Annotated in this window: 15 protein-coding genes; 5 read left to right on the forward strand and 10 right to left on the reverse strand. The window is 73.1% G+C overall.

Features of this window, described 5'->3' with window-relative positions; all coding sequences use genetic code 11:
• Positions 1–115: 115 nt before the first annotated feature.
• Positions 116–1,597: a hypothetical protein gene (locus ACFVGY_RS02965; RefSeq protein WP_385670007.1), complete on the reverse strand. Its 1,482-nt coding sequence runs from the start codon at positions 1,595–1,597 to the stop codon at positions 116–118.
• Positions 1,598–1,825: 228 nt separating this feature from the next.
• On the opposite strand from ACFVGY_RS02965, the gene ACFVGY_RS02970 reads away from it, so the two are divergent.
• Both ACFVGY_RS02970 and kstD read left to right on the forward strand, forming a co-directional pair.
• A complete protein-coding gene (locus tag ACFVGY_RS02970) occupies positions 1,826–2,950 on the forward strand; it encodes an aminoglycoside phosphotransferase family protein (protein ID WP_385670010.1) in 1,125 nt (374 codons plus the stop codon).
• Positions 2,951–3,129: 179 nt separating this feature from the next.
• Positions 3,130–4,929, forward strand: a complete 1,800-nt coding sequence (gene kstD, locus ACFVGY_RS02975; RefSeq protein WP_385670013.1) for a 3-oxosteroid 1-dehydrogenase — start codon at positions 3,130–3,132, stop codon at positions 4,927–4,929.
• A gap of 114 nt (positions 4,930–5,043) precedes the next feature.
• On the opposite strand, the gene ACFVGY_RS02980 is transcribed toward kstD, so the two are convergent.
• From ACFVGY_RS02980 to ACFVGY_RS03010, 7 genes are all read right to left on the reverse strand, one after another.
• On the reverse strand, positions 5,044–5,544 hold the full coding sequence (locus ACFVGY_RS02980; RefSeq protein WP_385670016.1) for a hypothetical protein: 501 nt from the start codon (positions 5,542–5,544) through the stop codon (positions 5,044–5,046).
• Positions 5,545–5,604: 60 nt separating this feature from the next.
• A complete protein-coding gene (locus ACFVGY_RS02985) occupies positions 5,605–6,438 on the reverse strand; it encodes a maleylpyruvate isomerase N-terminal domain-containing protein (protein WP_385670019.1) in 834 nt (277 codons plus the stop codon).
• Positions 6,439–6,580: 142 nt separating this feature from the next.
• Positions 6,581–6,820 carry a DUF397 domain-containing protein gene (locus tag ACFVGY_RS02990; RefSeq protein ID WP_385670021.1) on the reverse strand — a complete coding sequence of 80 codons (240 nt, stop codon included), beginning with the start codon at positions 6,818–6,820 and terminating at the stop codon, positions 6,581–6,583.
• A gap of 218 nt (positions 6,821–7,038) precedes the next feature.
• Positions 7,039–8,205, reverse strand: a complete 1,167-nt coding sequence (locus ACFVGY_RS02995) for a thiolase domain-containing protein (protein WP_385670023.1) — start codon at positions 8,203–8,205, stop codon at positions 7,039–7,041.
• Complete coding sequence (locus tag ACFVGY_RS03000) at positions 8,202–9,275, reverse strand: thiolase domain-containing protein (RefSeq protein ID WP_385670025.1); 1,074 nt, start codon at positions 9,273–9,275, stop codon at positions 8,202–8,204. The genes ACFVGY_RS02995 and ACFVGY_RS03000 overlap by 4 nt, the downstream gene beginning before the upstream one ends.
• Entirely contained in the window at positions 9,272–10,267 is a 996-nt protein-coding gene (locus ACFVGY_RS03005) for a Zn-ribbon domain-containing OB-fold protein (RefSeq protein WP_385670027.1), read from the reverse strand. Before ACFVGY_RS03005 ends, ACFVGY_RS03000 begins: the two co-directional genes overlap by 4 nt.
• A gap of 108 nt (positions 10,268–10,375) precedes the next feature.
• Positions 10,376–11,176, reverse strand: coding sequence for a crotonase/enoyl-CoA hydratase family protein (locus tag ACFVGY_RS03010; protein WP_385670029.1), 801 nt, complete (start codon positions 11,174–11,176; stop codon positions 10,376–10,378).
• Between the two features lie 185 nt (positions 11,177–11,361).
• Here ACFVGY_RS03010 and ACFVGY_RS03015 point away from each other — a divergent pair, with 185 nt between their 5' ends.
• The 3 genes from ACFVGY_RS03015 to ACFVGY_RS03025 all read left to right on the forward strand — a co-directional run bounded on the left by ACFVGY_RS03015 (position 11,362) and on the right by ACFVGY_RS03025 (position 15,456).
• Positions 11,362–13,014, forward strand: a complete 1,653-nt coding sequence (locus ACFVGY_RS03015) for an acyl-CoA synthetase (protein ID WP_385670031.1) — start codon at positions 11,362–11,364, stop codon at positions 13,012–13,014.
• 221 nt (positions 13,015–13,235) lie between these two features.
• Positions 13,236–14,564: a phenylacetate--CoA ligase PaaK gene (gene paaK / locus ACFVGY_RS03020; RefSeq protein ID WP_385670034.1), complete on the forward strand. Its 1,329-nt coding sequence runs from the start codon at positions 13,236–13,238 to the stop codon at positions 14,562–14,564.
• Between the two features lie 70 nt (positions 14,565–14,634).
• Positions 14,635–15,456 carry a YhjD/YihY/BrkB family envelope integrity protein gene (locus ACFVGY_RS03025; RefSeq protein ID WP_385670037.1) on the forward strand — a complete coding sequence of 274 codons (822 nt, stop codon included), beginning with the start codon at positions 14,635–14,637 and terminating at the stop codon, positions 15,454–15,456.
• Positions 15,457–15,479: 23 nt separating this feature from the next.
• On the opposite strand, the gene ACFVGY_RS03030 is transcribed toward ACFVGY_RS03025, so the two are convergent.
• Both ACFVGY_RS03030 and ACFVGY_RS03035 read right to left on the reverse strand, forming a co-directional pair.
• On the reverse strand, positions 15,480–15,923 hold the full coding sequence (locus ACFVGY_RS03030; protein ID WP_385670040.1) for a GNAT family N-acetyltransferase: 444 nt from the start codon (positions 15,921–15,923) through the stop codon (positions 15,480–15,482).
• 31 nt (positions 15,924–15,954) lie between these two features.
• The gene (locus ACFVGY_RS03035) at positions 15,955–17,460 is read right to left on the reverse strand and encodes a fatty acyl-CoA synthetase (RefSeq protein ID WP_385670043.1); all 1,506 of its coding nucleotides are present in this window, start codon (positions 17,458–17,460) and stop codon (positions 15,955–15,957) included.
• Positions 17,461–17,769: the final 309 nt, after the last annotated feature.

Genomic DNA, 17,769 nt, shown 5'->3' on the forward strand with positions numbered 1-17,769 from the left:
CGACACGGACGCAGAGACGGTCGTGGATGCAGATGTGGGTGCGGTTGCTGGTTCCGTTGCGGGCAGGGTTGAGGAATACGGATAAGGACACGGATCCGGTGGGCCGGCTCAAGGTCTAGACGGTCTGCTGCGCCGGGCTGTTGGGCAGGGCGAGCTCGATCTCGGCCCGCAGGTCCTCGATGCGCGCGTACCCCGCGTACTGGGCCGTCAGCCGGTACATCTCGCGCAGCCGGTCCCACGTCCGGTGCGAGGAGGTCTCGTTCATGGAGACCAGGGCCAGCCGGGCGTACCGGTCGGCCTGTTCCGGGTCGTCGGCGAGGAAGCAGGCGGACGCCATCGAGATGTAGTCGAAGATCTGCGAGCGCTGGTGGCCGCCGGACCGCAGCCGCAGCGCCTCCTTGGCGTGCTGCTGGGCGATCGGGGCGGCGGAGGGGTCGTGGTCGGCGAGGGTGCGGTAGGCCAGGGCCTGCATGCCGTGCAGGTCGGCCTCGTCGAAGTGCTGCATCCACGAGGGCGGGGGCACGTCGCCCTTGTCCGACACGAACAGCTCCTCGGCCTCGCCGAGCGTGCGGCGCATGGCCTGGCCCTTGCCCAGGGCGGCCTGCGCCCAGGCCTCGATGGTGTGCAGCATGGCGCGGGTGCGCGGCAGGGTCCGCTCGCCGGAGCCGGACTGTGCCAGCTTCATCAGGTCCAGGGCCTCGTTGGGACGGCCGAGGTGGACCATCTGGCGGGCGGCGCGGGACAGCGCCTCCCCGGCGCGCGGCCTGTCGCCGCCCTCGCGGGCCGCGTGCGCGGCGATGACGAAGTACTTCTGCGCGGTGGGTTCGAGGCCGACGTCGTGGGACATCCAGCCCGCCAGGACCGCCAGGTTGGCCGCCACTCCCCACAGCCGCCGCTGGAGGTGGTCGGGGTGGTGGTAGGCCAGCATGCCGCCGACCTCGTTCAGCTGCCCGACCACGGCCTTGCGCTGCAGGCCACCGCCTCTGGAGGCGTCCCAGGCGCGGAAGACCTCCACGGAGCGCTCCAGGGCTTCGATCTCCTCGGAGCCGATGGGGGCGGCCTCGTAGCGGTCGTAGGCGACCGGATCGGCCTGGAAGGGTTCTCCGAAGCGCTGTGTGTCCTTGACGGCGCGCACGTCGGTGTGGAGCCAGTCGTACATGGCGTTGGTGAGGGCGGAGCCGGCGCTGAGCGCCACTCCCGCGCCCATCAGACCGCGACGGTTGAGCATGAGGTCCATTCCCGTGAATTCGGTGAGGACCGCGGCTGTGCGTTCGGGCGCCCAGGGCATGCCGTCGGGGTTCTCCTGCACCCCGTCCGCCTGCCTTTTGGAGGTGCGCCGCTGCCGTACGAACCCGAGGTCCTCGATGGTCACGACACGACCGAGCCGCTCGGTGAACAGGGCCGCCAATACGGTGGGTACGGGTTCGCGGGGGGTCTCCCCCATGTCGATCCAGCGCCGCACCCGCGAGGTGTCGGTGGCCAACTGGTGGTGGCCCATGGCCGCCGCCTGCCGGTTGACCATCCTCGCCAGCTCACCCTTCGACCAGCCGGCCAGGCCGAACAGGTCACTCAGTCGGGTGTTTGGTCCCTTGCTCACGTCAAGCCCCCAGGTTCTCGGCTGATTTGACAGTAGCCCTCCGTCAGGTGCCCCACGACTATTCGCCAGGCTTCGCCAGGGCCCGCTTCGTGGTCCGCCACCCATCGCCGGGTGTCAGGTAGGAATGCGCCTCCCCGACCCGGTCACCGGCGGAACTCCCCAGGGTGAAGTACGGGATCGGCGGGGCGGCGTACGCAACTCGTCGGCGCACGAAGGGAACCGCAAGCCATGTACGCAGCAACGTCCTCCGTGTCCGCCCCGGTCCGGCCGCACCGCACGCTCCAGGCGGGCGGCGGCGCCTATCTCGATCCCGGCCGTCCCGCGGCACCGGTGCCCGGCGCGCTGCGGGCGCGGCGCATGCCGGGGGCCGCCACGCAGCCGCTCAGCGGAAGAATCGACCTGTCCGGGCCGCAGGGCGCGCAGTTGCGCACCGCGCTCGCCTCGGTGCAGCGGATCTGTCCGGAGTTCGCGCCGGTGCAGGTGCTGCGGCGCAGCGGCCGGTCGGTCCTGCTGGTCGGGACGACGGGCCGGGCAACGGCCGTGGCGAAGGTTTTACTGGACCACTCGCCGGAATGGCGCGAGCGGTACCGGCACGAAATAGCGGCGTACCGGGCGTTCGTCCGGCACCGCCCGCCGGTCCGGGTGCCGCGGCTGATCGCCGCGGACCCCGAGAACTGCACGCTGGTGGTCGAACGGATGGCGGGCCGGGTCGCGGCATTGCAGCGGCACCCCGTGGAGGCCCCGCCGCGGGCCGACGTGCGGGCTGCGCTGGGCGCGGTGTGTCGGGTGAACCAGTGGCGGCCGCCGACGGAGCTGTTCGAGGATCCGCTCAACTATCCGCAGCGGATCGCGCGGTACCACGAGCTGGGGCTGCTGACCGACCGGGACCTGGGTGACCTGCAGAAGCTGCTGCACGGCCTCAAACTGGCGGGCGTGCAGCGGCAGTTCAACCACGGCGACGCGCTCCTGTCCAACCTGCTGCTGTCCCCCGCCGGGCCGGTGCTGCTCGACTGGGAGCACGCGGGCTGGTACCTGCCCGGCTACGACCTGGCCACGCTGTGGACGGTCCTGGGCGACGCCCCGGCCGCGCGCAGCCAGATCAGCCGGCTCGCCCAGGCGGCCGGACCGGCCGCACGGGACGCCTTCCTGGTCAACCTGATGCTGGTGTTGACCCGGGAGATCCGGATGTCCGAAACGGCGGTCCAGCGGTCGATGGCGGCGGCCGCGCCGGTGCAGCCCCTGCCGGCGGGCGCCCTGTCCTCCGGCGAGGAGCAGCGGCTGCTGCTGCGCCGTCTGCACGACGACTGCGGCATGGCCCGCAGGGCGGTACGCGCGGCGGTCGGGACCCGCTGACCCGGGCGGTCCCGCACCCCGTACGAAAATCCCGTGGCGCACACAACCCGTGTGCGTACCACGGGATTTCGTGCGTCCGGGGCCGCGCATGGCTTGACTTCCCGTGCTCCCGCGCACAGGTTTCTGATACGGCATCAGACGCCGTGTCGCTTTCCTCCCCTTCCCGTTGGAGCCTGCCCATGACTGCGAGCGCCGCCCCCTCCCCCGCCCCTGGTTCCCCGACCCGGCCCTCCCGCCGGTCGGTCCTCGCCGGGGCCGGGGCCGGGGTGGCGGCCGCCGTACTGCCGGCCGCCGCGGCGCGGGCCGACGCCTCCGGCCAGGGGGCTCCGCTCGGCGAGTACGACGTCGTGGTGGTCGGCTCGGGGGCCGCCGGGATGACCGCGGCGCTCACGGCCGCACGGCGGGGCCTGAGCGTGCTCGTGGTCGAGAAGGCCACCACCTTCGGCGGCTCGGCGGCCCGGTCCGGGGCCGGGATCTGGCTGCCGAACAACTCGGTGATCCTGCGCGCGGGCGTGCCCGACACCCCGGAGAAGGCGGCGGCGTACCTGGCCGCGGTGGTCGGGCCGGAGGTGCCGGCGGACCGGCAGGCGGCGTTCCTGGCGCACGGGCCGCGGATGCTGGACTTCGTGATGGCCAACAGTCCGCTGCGCTTCCGGTACATGGACGGGTACAGCGACTACTACCCGAACCTCCCGGGAGGGCTGCCGAACGGCCGCTCCATCGAGCCCGACCAGCTCGACGGCAACGTCCTGGGCGCCGAACTCGCCCGGCTGAACCCGGCGTACATGCCGGTCCCCGCCGGGATGGTGGTGTTCAGTCAGGACTACAAGTGGCTGACCCTCGCCGCCGTCAACGCCAGGGGGACGGCGGTGTCCGCCGCATGCCTGGCGCGCGGTACGGCGGCGGCACTGCGCGGGGAGAAGCCGCTGACCATGGGCCAGGCCCTGGCGGCCGGGCTGCGGGCGGGTCTGCTGCGGGCCGGGGTTCCGGTGTGGCTCGGCAGCCCGCTGGTGGACCTGGTGCGGGAAGGCGGGGCGGTCGCGGGTGTGGTGGTGGAGCGGGAGGGCGTACGGGGTGTGGTGCGCGCCCGCAAGGGGGTCGTCATCGGCTCGGGCGGGTTCGAGCACAACGCGCAGATGCGGGCGCAGTACCAGCAGCAGCCGATCGGAACGCAGTGGTCGGTGGGGGCCAAGGAGAACACCGGCGACGGCATCCGGGCCGGCGAACGGGCGGGGGCGGCGCTGGCCCTGATGGAGGACGCCTGGTGGGGGCCGTCGATCCCGCTGCCGGGGGAGCCGTACTTCTGCCTGGCCGAGCGCACCTTGCCGGGCGGGCTGATCGTGAACGCGGCGGGCGTCCGGTTCGTCAACGAGGCGGCCCCGTACAGCGATGTGGTGCACGTGATGTACGAGAAGGACCGGGGCGCACCCGGCTCGCACATCCCCGCCTGGCTGATCGTGGACCAGAACTACCGCAACAGGTACCTGTTCAAGGACGTCCTGCCGACGCTGCCCTTCCCGGACTCCTGGTACGGGGCGGGCGCGGTCCGCAAGGCCTGGACGTGGGACGCGCTCGCGGGGCAGATCGGGGTGCCGGCGGGGGCGCTGCGGGCGACGTTGAACCGGTTCAACGCACAGGCGTGGAGCGGGAACGACGCCGACTTCCACCGCGGGGACACGGCGTACGACCACTACTACACGGACCCGGCCGTGTACCCGAACGCGTGCCTGGCGCCGGTGTGGGCGCCGCCCTTCTACGCCTTCCGGATCGTGCCGGGCGACCTCGGGACGAAGGGCGGCATCGTCACGGACGCGCGGGCGCGGGCGCTGCGGCCGGACGGCTCGGTGATCCGGGGCCTGTGGGCGGCGGGCAATGCGAGCGCGGCGGTGATGGGGCACAGCTACGCGGGCGCGGGATCGACGATCGGCCCCGCGATGACGTTCGGCTACATCGCGGCGAACGACATCGCGGACGCGTAGCGGGCCGGGCGGTGTGGCGGGCACGACCGGGGCGCCGCGGGTCGGCGGCGCCTTCCGGACCTGCCGGGTCTCCCTGGTCTGCCGGGTCTCCCGGCCCTGCCGTCGGCCCTGCCGTCAGCCCTGCTGGAAGAGCTCGGCGGGCAGCGGCTTGAGCAGGGCGTACAGGTCGTCGCTGATGGGCCGGTCCCAGCTGGCGATGGTGACCAGCACGTTGTCGCTGCGGTCGAACTGCACGCAGCTGATCCGGGTCTCGGAGAGCTTGACCTTCCGGACGATGAGGAGGTTGTCGCCCTGCATCACGGGGCAGTCCTCGGTGCCGGTGACGTGGACGTCCTCGTCGTTCTCGAGGGCGTCGAGGAGCTGGGCCACCTCGAAGGGGACCTGGTCCTCGCCGAGGTCCCGGGCCGGGGAGCCCTCGGGCAGGTTCCCGATGATCATTGCGGGGCCGCGTCCGCCGAACAGGTCGTAGCGGAGAAAGACGCCCTGGCAGCTGCCGTCGGGCGCGGGGAGCAGCCCGGCCCCGAGATTGCCCGGCCAGTCCCCCGGGTCCATGGCCAGGACGTCGAAGTCCGGGCCGGCGGGTGTGGCGGCGCGGTTGCGGCGGAGGAAGGACATGCCGCCATGGTACGTGGCCGGTCGGGGTTTCCGGATCCCGGGGCGGGCAGTGGCGGGCTCCTACAGGGGCGGCACGAGGGTGAACCAGTGCGCGAGGAGCTCCTTGTCGCCGGCGGTCTCCAGATCGTCCGCCGGGATCCGCCGCCAGAGGAAGAGCATCAGGTCGGAGGCGGTGCCGGCGGCCTCGACGTGCGCCGGACCGGTGGCGCCCTGCGCCACGCGGACGAGGTCCCCGCGGAACGTCACCGTCCAGGTTCCGGGACCGTCCGTACGGCGGAACCGGTAGCACTCCCCCGCGCCGGGCGGGGCGGCGGCCACGGCCCGCCGGAAGGGGGCCATGACCTCGAAGGTCTGCGGGACGGCATCGGCAGCGACGTCCGCGTCGACGGGGCCGGGGGTTCCGGTGGCGCCCTCCGCGTCCCAGCGGTGGATCGCGAGCTCGATGGTCTGCATCCGGAGCCAGAAGCCGCTGGTGCGCTGGCTGCGGTCGGCGGACCAGGTCCACACGGGCTCGTCGGGTCCCAGCTCGTGGAAGAGGTCGGCGAGCTGCCGTGCGCCCTGCCCGAACCAGGCCGTCACCGGCGGCGTCAGCGGCCCGCGGTTCGGCGCCTGCTCCGGGAGCGGCCAGGCGGCCAGGGTCTGCGGGTCTGCGGGGAGCTCGAAGAGGGAGAGGTCGGTGGGGTCGGGGGCCTCGGCGAGGCGGTCGCGCAGGATGCGGCCGACGAAGCGGTGTACGCCGCCCAGATGGCCGAGGAGGTCGGAGGGCGACCAGCCCGGGCAGGACGGGACGAGGGGCAGCGGGCCTTCGCCGGCCTCGGCGACGGCGCGGCCGATCGCCTTCTCGAAGGCCAGGGTCTCGTTGCGGAAGTGGGAAAGGCGTTCGCTGTAGTCCATGCGGCAACACTGCCCGCCGGACGGGCCTGCCCACCGGGGTTGCGCTGGGCGCGTACCCGGTCGTGAGCGGTTGCGCGCCGACGCCGCCGGGCGCTGCGGCTGCGCGGTCCGGCGGCGTCGGCGGGTGGTCGGGGCGGGCGGGTCAGGTGAGGTCGAACTCGCCGCCCCGGGCACCGAGGACGAACCTGCGCCACTCGTCCGGCGCGAAGATCAGCGACGGGCTCTCGGGGCGCTCGCTGTTGCGCATGGCGATGAACCCCTCGACGAAGGCGATCTGGACGTCGCCCGCCCCCCGGCTGCTGGACTGCCAGTCCGCCTGGCTGAGGTCCAGGTCGGGCTTGCCCCAGCCGGAGTTCGGCTGCGAAATGATGGTGTCTGCCACGTGCGTGCTCCTCCCGGTACGTCGTCCGGGGCCAGGGTAGCCATCGCGGCGCGTGTCGCACAGGCCACGGTGCGTCACATACGACCGTCGCGTACGACCGGTACGTCGCCGGCGGCGTCCCGGCGGCCGGCCGTGGTCACCGCGGTCGGGGAACCGGCCCGGAGGTGGTCGGGAGCCGGTCGGGCATCGGGGTCAGGCAGCGGGGTCGGGCGTCGGGGTCAGGCAGCGGGGGCCGCGGATCCCACGAGCCACATCGCGAAGAACTGCGCCCCACCGCCGTACGCGTGTCCCAGCGCCCGCCGGGCTCCGGGCACCTGGTGCTCCCCGGCCAGACCGCGGACCTGCAGGGCCGCCTCGGCGAAGCGGATCATGCCGGAGGCCCCGATCGGGTTGGTGGACAGGACGCCTCCGGAGGGGTTCACCGGCAGGTCCCCGTCGAGCTCGGTCACCCCTGCCTCGGTGAGCTTCCAGCCCTCGCCCTCCTGCGCGAAGCCCAGGTTCTCCAGCCACATCGGCTCGTACCAGGAGAACGGCACGTACATCTCCACGGCGTCGATCTCGCGGCGCGGGTCGGTGATGCCCGCCTGCCGGTACACGTCGGCCGCGCAGTCCTTGCCGGCCTGCGGCGACACGAAGTCCTTCCCGGCGAAGAGCGTCGGCTCGCTGCGCATCGCGCCGCCGTGCAGCCAGGCGGGCGGCTTCGGCGAACGGGCCGCGCCCGCCCGGTCGGTGAGGACCATGGCGCAGGCGCCGTCCGAGGAGGGGCAGGTCTCGGAGTAGCGGATGGGGTCCCACAGCATGGGCGAAGCCTGGACCTTCTCCAGGGTGATGCCGTGCTCGTGGAGGTGTGCGTACGGGTTCTTCAGCGCGTTGCGGCGGTCCTTGTAGGCGACGAGCGAGCCGACGGTGTCGGGGGCGCCGGTGCGCCGCATGTACGCGCGTACGTGCGGGGCGAAGAAGCCGCCCGCGCCCGCCAGCAGCGGCTGCTGGAAGGGAACGGGCAGGGACAGGCCCCACATGGCGTTGGATTCGGACTGCTTCTCGAAGGCCAGGGTGAGCACGGTGCGGTGGACGCGAGCGGCGACCAGGTTGGCGGCGACCAGTGCCGTGGATCCGCCGACCGAGCCGGCGGTGTGGACGCGCAGCATGGGTTTGCCGGTGGCGCCGAGGGCGTCCGCGAGGTACAGCTCTGGCATCATCACGCCCTCGAAGAAGTCGGGGGCCTTGCCGATGACCACCGCGTCGATGTCCGCCCAGGCCAGTTCGGCGTCGGCGAGGGCGCGGACCGCGGCCTCGCGGACGAGGCCGGCGAGGGACACGTCGTGGCGGGCGGCGACGTGCTTGGTCTGGCCGATGCCGACGACGGCCACGGGCTCCTTGCTCATGTGCGGTCCCCTTCCAGGACGGCGACCAGGTTCTGCTGCAGGCAGGGGCCGGAGGTGGCGTGGGCGACGGCGCGGTCGGACTCGCCCCGGTGGATCCGGGCGGCGGCCTCGCCGATCCGGATCAGGCCGGCGGCCATGAGCGGGTTGGCGGCGAGCGCCCCGCCCGACGGGTTGACGGCCACGGTGCCGTCGTCGGCGATGCCGAGGGCCTTGCGCAGGACGACTTCCTGGGAGGAGAACGGGGCGTGCAGTTCGGCCGTGTCCACGGGGCGGTCGAAGAAGCCGGCGTGCCGGGCTGCGGTCCGGGTGGACGGGGAGTCGGTCAGGTCGCGCAGGCCCAGACCGTGGGCCTCGATGCGGTGGTCGATGCCGGTGATCCAGGCCGGGCGGGTGCACAGCCGCCGCGCGGTGTCGCCGGCGGCCAGCACGACCGCGGCCGCGCCGTCGCCGATGGGCGGGCAGTCACCCGTGCGCAGGGGCCGGATCTGGTAGTCGCCCTGCGGGACGGGCCCGCGGAGCTGGGCGTGCGGGTTGGCCCCGGCGGCGGCCCGGCTGCGGGCGCCGATGGCGGCGAGGGCGGCCTCGTCGGTCGCGCCCGCGTCGATCAGGGCCTGGGCCTGGAGGGCGGCCAGGGCCACCGAGTCGGGCCACAGGGGCGCCAGGTAGTAGGGGTCGAGCTGCCGGGTGAGGACGTCGCGCACCGGGCCCGGGGAGGACTTGCCGTACCCGTAGACGAGCGCGGTGTCGGCCTCGCCGGTCTGGATCTTGACCCAGGCCTCGTAGAGGGCCCAGGCGCCGTCCATCTCGACGTGCGACTCGGAGATCGGCGGCCAGGCGCCGACGCCGTCGAGGGTCATGGTGAAGGAGAAGGCCCGGCCGGCGAGGTAGTCGGAGGATCCGGAGCAGGTGAAGCCGATGTCGCCCGTGCGCAGTCCGGTCTGCCGGAGCACCACGTGCAGCACCGGCATGACCATCTCGACTTCGCTCAGCTCGTCGGTGCGGCGCAGGTGGTCGCTCTGCGCGAAGGCGACGACCGCGACCTCGCGCGCGTACCGGGTCCGGTCGATCATAGCAGCTCCTTGTAGGTGTCGTACTCGGCGTCCGGCTCGCCCGTGGGGCGGTAGTGGTCGGGGTAGCGGCCGCCTTCGGTCCACACGGGCTCGACGCGCAGGCCCATGCGGACCTGGTCGTAGGGGATGCCGCCGATCCGGCCGTGCAGGGCGAGGTCGGCGCCGTCGAGGGCGATGTGCGCGTAGACGTACGGCACCTCGATGGCGTCGTTGACGGTGTTCTTGGCTTTGATGTTGACGATGCAGAAGGTCGTGACCGTGCCGCGCGGGCCGACCTCGACGCGGTCGGTGGTGGCGACCCCGCAGGTGGGGCAGGCGCCGCGGGGCGGGACGTACACCTTGTGGCAGGAGGGGCAGCGTTCGCCGACGGTGCGGTGCTCGGCGAGGGCGCCCAGGTACGCGGTCTGGGCGCGGCCGGGGCCGTAGGTGTAGTCGAGTCGGGCGGGGGCGACGATGCCGGTGACGGGCTCGGGGAAGACCCCGTCGTGCGGGGTGGGGGTCGTGGCCGCGGGCCCGCCCGGCCCGTTGGGCGCGTGCGGTGGTTCGTACGGTTCGAAGCAGGCGATGTCGGTGATGGAGCCGGTGCGTTCGGCGGCCCAGCGGATGCGGACCCGCATGCCGGTGCGGACGGCGTCCGGGCCGGGCGCGTCGAGGGCGTGCAGCAGGGCGGTGTCGGCCCCGTCGAGGCGGACCAGCGCCCAGGCGAAGGGGGTGCCGAGGGGCTGGTTCGGGCGGGGGCGGGCGTTCCAGGCGAAGGTGGTGACGGTGCCGGTGGGGGCGACCTCGACGAGCTCGCGCAGTTCCTCGGCGGTGGTGGGGTCGTACTCGACGGGCGGGACCATCACCGAGCCGTCGGAGGTCTTCACGCCGAGGACGACGCGCTCGCGCAGCCCGGTGAGGAAGGCGCTCTGCACGGGTCCGAGGGACCGGGTGAAGGGGAACTCGACGACGAGGGGCGCGCGCAGCTCCTCGGGCGGGGACGCGGCGGTCATGGCGGCTCTCCCAGTTCTCCGGGTCGGACGGGCGGACGGGGCGGAAGGGGTTGGGCGGGGTGGGTGCGGCGGCGCGGGCGGTCGAGGGGCGGCGCGACGGCCCCAGCACTACGCGCGGCGGTACACCGGGGGGCGTTTCTCGGCGAACGCGCGGGCGCCCTCCTTGGCGTCGGCGGTGTCGAAGACCGGCCATCCCCGGGCGAGTTCGCGGGCCAGTCCCGCGGTCTCGTCCAATTCGGCGGTCTCGTAGACCGAGGCCTTGACGGCTTCGACGGCGAGGGGTCCACAGGCGTTGATCTGCTCGGCGATCTCCAGGGCCTTGTCCAGGGCGGTCCCGGCCGGGACGACGTGGCCGACGAGCCCGATCCGGGCGGCCTCCTCGGCCGAGTACGGCCGGCCGGTCAGGAGCATCTCCAGGGCGTGGGTGCGGGGGATCTGGCGCGGCAGCCGTACGGTCGAGCCGCCGATCGGGAACAGGCCCCGCCTGACCTCGAAGAGTCCGAAGGTGGCGCCGGCGCCCGCGACGCGGATGTCGGTGCCCTGGAGGATCTCGGTGCCGCCGGCCACGCAGTAGCCCTCGACGGCGGCGATGACGGGCTTGCGCGGGCGGTGGTGGCGCAGCATCGCCTTCCAGTGCAGGTCGGGGTCGGCCTTGAGGCGGTCGCGGTAGCGGTCGCCGGCCATGCCCTTCCCGGCGAGCGCCTTGAGGTCCATCCCGGCGCAGAAGTCACCTCCGGCGCCGGTCAGGACGATCGAGCGGACGGTGTCGTCGGCGTCCGCCTCGATCCAGCCGTCGTGGAGGCCGACGAGCAGGGGCAGCGAGAGCGCGTTCTTCGCCTCGGGCCGGTTCATGGTGAGCACCAGCGTGGCGCCGTGTCGTTCGACGGTGAGGTGTTCGGTACCGACCATTGCCGTCCTCCCTCTCAAGAACCTAGAACAGGTTGCAGGAGCACGGGATGCAGTTCAAGGGTTTTCTGACACTCAGTCAGTTTTCTTGTCGGCGCCCTTCCCAGTTGGTGGGGGCGGCGCTCTAATGACCGCCGGGCGGCCCGGCCGGCCGCCCGCCGACGGAGCTTCGGGGGTGAGGAGGAACGGTGGAGTACAACCTTGCCGACCTGTTCGAATCGGTCGTGGACGTGGTCCCGGACCGCGAGGCCCTGGTGTACGTGGACCACCCGGGGACCGGTGCCGAGCGCCGCCTCACGTACGCGCAGCTGGACGCGGCGGCCAACCGCATCGCCCACTACCTGCGGGACGGCGGACTGAAGGCCGGCGAGCACGTGGGCCTGCACCTCTACAACGGGGTCGAGTACCTCCAGACCGTGCTGGCCTGCCTGAAGGCCCGCCTGGTGCCGGTGAACGTCAACTACCGGTACGTGGAGGAGGAGCTGGTCTACCTCTACAACGACGCCGACCTCGCCGCGCTCGTCTTCGAGGGCGAGTTCACGGCGCGGGTGGCGGCCGCCCTGCCCCACGCGCCGGGGCTGCGCCGTCTGATCCGGGTCGGGGAGGCGCCGCCGGGTGCGCCGGAGCCGACCGTCGCCCCCGTGGCGTTCGCGGACGCCGAGGCGGCCGGATCGCCGGCCCGCGGCTTTCCGTCGCGCTCCCCCGACGACCTGTTCATCATCTACACGGGCGGCACGACCGGCATGCCCAAGGGCGTCATGTGGCGGGCGGAGGACCTGTTCTTCGCGGGCCTGTTCGGCGGGGAGCCGTCGGGCGAGCCGGTGAAGCGGCCGGAGGAGCTGGCGGAGCGGGTCGCGGCGCGCGGCGCCGGGCTCACGTTCTTCCCCGCGCCGCCGCTGATGCACGGCACGTCGACGTTGACCTCGTTCATCGCCTTCAACTACGGCCAGCGGGTGGTCATCCACCGCAAGTACGTGCCCGAGGAGGTACTGCGGACGATCGAGAAGGAGAAGGTGTCGAGCGTGTCCCTGGTGGGCGACGCGATGCTGCGGCCGCTCGTCGATGCGCTGAAGGGCCCGCTCCGGGGGGCCGACCTGTCCTCGCTGTTCAGCGTGTCCTCGTCGGGGGCAATCATGTCGGATTCGGTCCGCGCCGAGTTCCTCCGGCTCGTCCCGAACGTCCTGCTGCTGAACAACTTCGGCTCCTCGGAGTCCGGGTCCAACGGCCGGGCGGCCGACGACGCCGGACCGGAGAAGGGCTTCCGGCTCGTGGTCAACGACCGTACGCAGGTGGTGGACCCGGTGACGCACGAGCCGGTGCCGCCGGGCGTTCCCGGGCGGCTGGCGCAGCGCGGCCACGTACCGCTCGGCTACTACAACGACCCGGTGAAGACCGCCGAGACCTTCTTCCGCAAGGGCGACGAACGGTGGGTGCTGCTCGGGGACATGGCGACGGTGGACGCCGAGGGCATCGTCACCGTCCTGGGACGCGGCTCGCAGTGCATCAACACGGGCGGCGAGAAGGTGTACCCGGAGGAGGTCGAGCAGGCGCTGAAGGCCCATCCGGACGTGTACGACGTCCTGGTCGCCGGGGTGCCGGACGCGCAGTGGGGCAGCCACGTCGCGGCCGTGGTCCAGCTGCGCGAGGGCGCGCCGGAGCCGACGCTGTTCGAGATCCAGAGCCACTGCCGGACCAGGCTGGCGGGGTACAAGATCCCGCGTCAGCTGGTCATCGCGCCGGCCGTGCAGCGGTCGCCGAGCGGGAAGGCGGACTACCGGTGGGCGAAGTCGGTGGCGGTGGACGCCGACGCGGCCGCCCGCCGGGACCACCCGACCGGGTGACCCCGACCGCATGTCCCCGAAGCGCGGCCGGGCAGGCGGACGAGCGGTTCACCTCCCCCACCGCGTGGTGGGCCGGTTGGGTACCGTCGTACGGGGTGGAGGAAGGCACCCGGCGCATCCCCTCAGGCGACCACTCGTTCGAGTCATTGATTTTGGCCACCCGCCTCGGGCAATCTACCGAATGATCGGTCGGCTGTTCGGCTCATGACGGGGTGAGGCACATGGCGCAGTACGAGGACGTCCAGGACGCGGGCGAGCGGCTCGGCCGCGACGAGCTGGCCGCACTGCAGCTGACCCGGCTGCGGGAGACCCTGACCCGGGTCTACGAGCGGGTGCCCTTCTACCGGCAGGCCTTCGACAAGGCCGGGGTGCATCCGGACGACTGCCGCTCACTCGCCGATCTCGCCCGCTTCCCCTTCACCACGAAGGCGGACCTGCGCGACCAGTACCCCTTCGGCATGTTCGCCGTGCCCCGCGCGGAGGTGCGCCGCCTGCACGCCTCCAGCGGCACCACCGGCCGCCCCACCGTGGTGGGCTACACGGAGGGGGACCTGGACACCTGGGCCTCGGTCGTCGCCCGCTCGATCCGGGCGGCGGGCGGGCGGCCGGGCCAGGTCGTGCACATCGCCTACGGGTACGGCCTGTTCACCGGGGGGCTGGGCGCGCACTACGGGGCGGAGCGGCTGGGCTGTACGGTCGTGCCCGCCTCCGGGGGGATGACGGACCGCCAGGTGCGGCTGATCCAGGACTTCCGGCCGGAGGTCATCATGGTGACGCCCTCGTACATGCTGACACTGCTCGACGAGATGGAGCGGCAGGGCGTCGACCCGCGCAGCACGTCCCTGCGGACGGGGATATTCGGCGCGGAACCGTGGACGGAGGGGATGCGCCGGGAGATCGAGGAGCGGCTCGGTATCGACGCGGTGGACATCTACGGCCTGTCCGAGGTGATCGGCCCGGGCGTCGCTCAGGAGTTCGCGTCCCGCAAGGACGGCCTGCACATCTGGGAGGACCACTTCTACCCGGAGGTGGTGGACCCGGTGACCGGCGAGGTGGTGCCGGACGGCGAGCCCGGGGAGCTGGTGTTCACCTCCCTCACGAAGGAGGCCATGCCCGTGGTCCGCTACCGGACCCGGGACCTGACGCGGCTGCTCCCGGGGACCGCGCGGCCGGCGTTCCGGCGCATGGAGAAGGTCACCGGGCGCTGCGACGACATGCTCATCCTGCGCGGGGTGAACCTGTACCCGACGCAGATCGAGGAGATCCTGCTCGCAACGCCCGGCCTGGCCCCGCACTTCCAGCTGCGGCTGACCCGCGAGGGCCGGATGGACGCGCTGACGGTACGGGTGGAGGCGCGCCCGGACGCGAATGCCGGGCGTCGGGAATCCGCAGCCGCGGCCGTGGTGCGGGCGGTGAAGGAGGGCATCGGGGTCACCGTCGGGGTCGAAGTCGTCGACCCGGAGACGCTGGAGCGCTCCGTGGGCAAGCTCAAGCGGCTCGTCGACCTGCGCGGCACCGGGGAGAGGGGGGACACGCGTCCAGCCGGCTGACACGCCCGATCGGCCGCACTTCGGTCCGGCCTCCGAGAGCCGTCGGGTCCGTGCGGGTAGTGCATGAGGCGTGACCGCCAAGCTCCGACACCTCCACGACCGGCTCCAGGCCTCCCCGGCCGGGCTCGCCTGGGTTCGGGGGCGCGAGATGGAGCTGATGCACCGGGCCATGGGATTCGCCGCCCTCGGGTTCCTCACCCTGGTGCCCCTGCTGGTCGTGGTGGCGGCCGCCGCGCCCGGCAGCGGATCGAACTTCGGGCGCTGGCTCGGCCAGGCGCTCGGGGTCACGGCGTCCTCCCGGGCCCGGATCGAGGTGCTGTTCGCTTCGGCCGACCTGGCCCTGGAGCGGACGACCGCCTTCGGCCTCGCGGCCCTGGCGGTGTTCGGCCTCACCTTCGGGTCGGCCGTGCAGACCGGGTACGAGAAGGTCTGGGACCTGCCCACCGCCCGGTGGCACACCATGTGGCGGCACGTCGTCTGGCTGGCCCTGCTGGTGTGCTACCTGGCGCTGCTCGTCGGGGTCCCCGCCCCGTCGGACGACACGCTGGGCAACCTGCTCGTCGGGACCGGGGACGTCGTCGGCACCTGCGTCTTCTTCTGGGGGTCCCAGCGCCTGCTGTTGGGGGGCCGGGTCCGCTGGCGGGCCCTGCTGCCCGGGGCTGTCGCGACCGGCCTGGGCCTGCTCGGCCTGCGGATCTTCTCCCAGCTGGTGTTCTCGCCGCTGATCGCCTCCAATGCCGTGACGTACGGGCCGTTCGGCACCCTGCTGGTCGTCCAGTCCTGGCTCGTCGGCGTCGGCTTCGTCGTCTACGGGGGCGCGCTCGTGGGCCGCCTGGTCCACGAGCACCTGACCCTGCGCCGGCTGCAGCACGACGGTCTGCTCCCCGGCTGAACCGACCCCGCCCGGCTTCCTGCTCAGGCGAGCCGCAGGTCGACGTACGGGATGCTGTCGCCGGGCAGCAGGCAGCGCTCCACCTCGACGTATCCCCGCGCCAGCGCGAACCGCAGCCCGTCCTCGTTCGACTCCAGGACGACCGTCTCGATGACGTCCGCACCGAGCCGTCGGGCCTCCGCCAGGGCGTGCGCGTACAGCTGCGTGCCGAGCCCCTGCCGCCGGTGCTCGGGGAGCATCCGCGCGATGACCGTCGCCGGCCCGTCCGCGGTCGGCGGGCGCACGGTCGAGCAGCCGACGAGAACGTCACCGCGGTGGGCGACGTCCAGGCGGTGGCGTCCGGCCCGCTCGCGCACGTCGGCGAGCGACAGCGCGTCGGGCGGGACGATCAGGTTGTGGACGTACAGCCAGTCCCGCAGCAGGTCCTCACCACTGCCGTCAACGCGTTCGATACGAAGACCGCTCATCGCCTCAGGGAACGGCCCGCGGCGCCCCGTGTCAACGGCCGGCCCGGCCGAACCGGTCCCGGAGCTCGCGCTTGAGGATCTTGCCGCTGGCATTGCGCGGCAGGGCCTCGACGAACAGCACCCGCTTCGGGGCCTTGAAGGCGGCCAGCCGCTCCCGCGCGTACGCCATCAGCTCCGCCTCCGCCACGTCGCCGCGCGGTACCACCACGGCCGTGACCGCCTCGATCCAGTGCGCGTCGGGCAGCCCCACGACCGCCGCCTCGGCCACCGCGGGGTGCGTGTAGAGCACGTCCTCGACCTGCCGGGAGGCGACCAGCACCCCGCCCGAGTTGATGACGTCCTTGACCCGGTCGACGATCGTGAAGTAGCCCTGCGCATCGCGCACCGCCAGGTCACCGGAGCGGAACCAGCCGTCCCGGAAGGCCTTTTCCGTGGCCTCCGGGTCGTTCCAGTAGCCCTGGCAGAGCTGCGGCGAGCGGTACACCACCTCGCCCGCCGTCCCGTCGGGCACGTCCGCGCCGTCCTCGTCGACGACCTTCGCCTCGACGTGCCGGACCGGCCGCCCGCAGGACTCCAGCCGACCCTCGTGCTCGGCGGGCCCGAGCACGGTGGCCAGCGGCCCGATCTCGCTCTGCCCGAAGCAGTTGTAGAACCCGAGCCGGGGCAGCCGCGCCCGCAGCCGCTCCAGGACCGGCACCGGCATGACGGACGCCCCGTAGTACGCCTTGCGCAGTGCGCCCAGCTCGCGCCGCTCGAACTCGGGGTGGTTGGCGAAGGCGATCCACACCGTGGGCGGCGCGAAGAAGCTGTCCGCCCGCCCCGCCTCCACCAGTGCGAACACCTCCTCGGCGGCGGGCGCGTCCAGGATCGTGTTCCGTGCGCCCACGGCCAGGTAGGGCAGCAGGAAGACGTGCATCTGCGCCGAGTGGTACAGCGGCAGCGCGTGTACCGGCAGGTCCTCCGGGTGCAGGTCCAGCGCCTCGACGGCGCTCTCGTACTCGTGGACCAGGGCCCGGTGCGTCATCATGGCGCCCTTGGGCAGGGCGGTGGTGCCGGAGGTGTAGAGCAGCTGCACCACGGCGTCCGGGGCACCGACGGGCTCGAAGGGCTGCGGGTCGGCGAGTTCGGCGAGGAAGGACCCGGGCGTGTCCCGCAGCGGTCGCACGGCGTACCCGTCGGGGATCCGCGGAACCAGGTCCGGGTCGGCGAGGACGAGCGCGCCCGAACAGTCGTCCAGGATGTGCGCGAGGTCCTCGCCGGTGAGGTTCTGGTTGACCGGGACGTGCGTGAGGCCGGCCCGGGCACAGGCGAGGAAGGCGATCAGGTAGGCGTCGGAGTTGTGGCCGAAGGTCACGACCCGGTCGCCGGCGCCCAGCCCGTACCGCTCGCGCAGGACGGCGGCCCCGGTGGAGACCGCGGCGTCGAGCTCGGCGTACGTCCAGACCCGGTCCCGGTACCGGACGGCCTCCCGTCCTGCGAACCGCCGCGCGCTGTCCCGCACGAGCCCGTCGACCGTGTTGTCCCGCACTGCCGTCATGCCGCGATCCTCGCCGCCCCGCGCACGGCGGTCAACCACCGGCAGGCCGAACGGGCCGTCTCGGCGTCGTGCCGGGGTCGCGTTTCCGTGGCCGTGGGCCCGTACGCTGCGGCCCCGACGATCCGCGCTGCGGTGTTCGACGCTGGGGAGTGCTGGTCGACGAGACCAGGGAATGCGGCACATGGGCGGACTCGTTCGGCGTCCCCGGTACACGTCACGAAGGCGGATGCCGCCGCCCCCCACGACACCGGGTGCGGGGCGGAGTCCTGCGGTGCGGGCGCCGCCGTCACGCACCGGCTCACGGGCTCA

This window comes from Streptomyces sp. NPDC127106 (genome assembly GCF_042677605.1).
GTDB lineage: Bacteria > Actinomycetota > Actinomycetes > Streptomycetales > Streptomycetaceae > Streptomyces.

Bases quoted from the DNA above. Each gene is read 5' to 3' on its own strand.
- ACFVGY_RS02970 (WP_385670010.1), top strand. From the start codon at position 1,826: ATGTACGCAGCAACGTCCTCCGTGTCCGCCCCGGTCCGGCCGCACCGC.
- kstD (WP_385670013.1), top strand. From the start codon at position 3,130: ATGACTGCGAGCGCCGCCCCCTCCCCCGCCCCTGGTTCCCCGACCCGG.
- ACFVGY_RS02980 (WP_385670016.1), bottom strand. From the start codon at position 5,544: ATGTCCTTCCTCCGCCGCAACCGCGCCGCCACACCCGCCGGCCCGGAC.
- ACFVGY_RS02985 (WP_385670019.1), bottom strand. From the start codon at position 6,438: ATGGACTACAGCGAACGCCTTTCCCACTTCCGCAACGAGACCCTGGCC.
- ACFVGY_RS02995 (WP_385670023.1), bottom strand. From the start codon at position 8,205: ATGAGCAAGGAGCCCGTGGCCGTCGTCGGCATCGGCCAGACCAAGCAC.
- ACFVGY_RS03000 (WP_385670025.1), bottom strand. From the start codon at position 9,275: ATGATCGACCGGACCCGGTACGCGCGCGAGGTCGCGGTCGTCGCCTTC.
- ACFVGY_RS03005 (WP_385670027.1), bottom strand. From the start codon at position 10,267: ATGACCGCCGCGTCCCCGCCCGAGGAGCTGCGCGCGCCCCTCGTCGTC.
- ACFVGY_RS03010 (WP_385670029.1), bottom strand. From the start codon at position 11,176: ATGGTCGGTACCGAACACCTCACCGTCGAACGACACGGCGCCACGCTG.
- paaK (WP_385670034.1), top strand. From the start codon at position 13,236: ATGGCGCAGTACGAGGACGTCCAGGACGCGGGCGAGCGGCTCGGCCGC.
- ACFVGY_RS03030 (WP_385670040.1), bottom strand. From the start codon at position 15,923: ATGAGCGGTCTTCGTATCGAACGCGTTGACGGCAGTGGTGAGGACCTG.
- ACFVGY_RS03035 (WP_385670043.1), bottom strand. From the start codon at position 17,460: ATGACGGCAGTGCGGGACAACACGGTCGACGGGCTCGTGCGGGACAGC.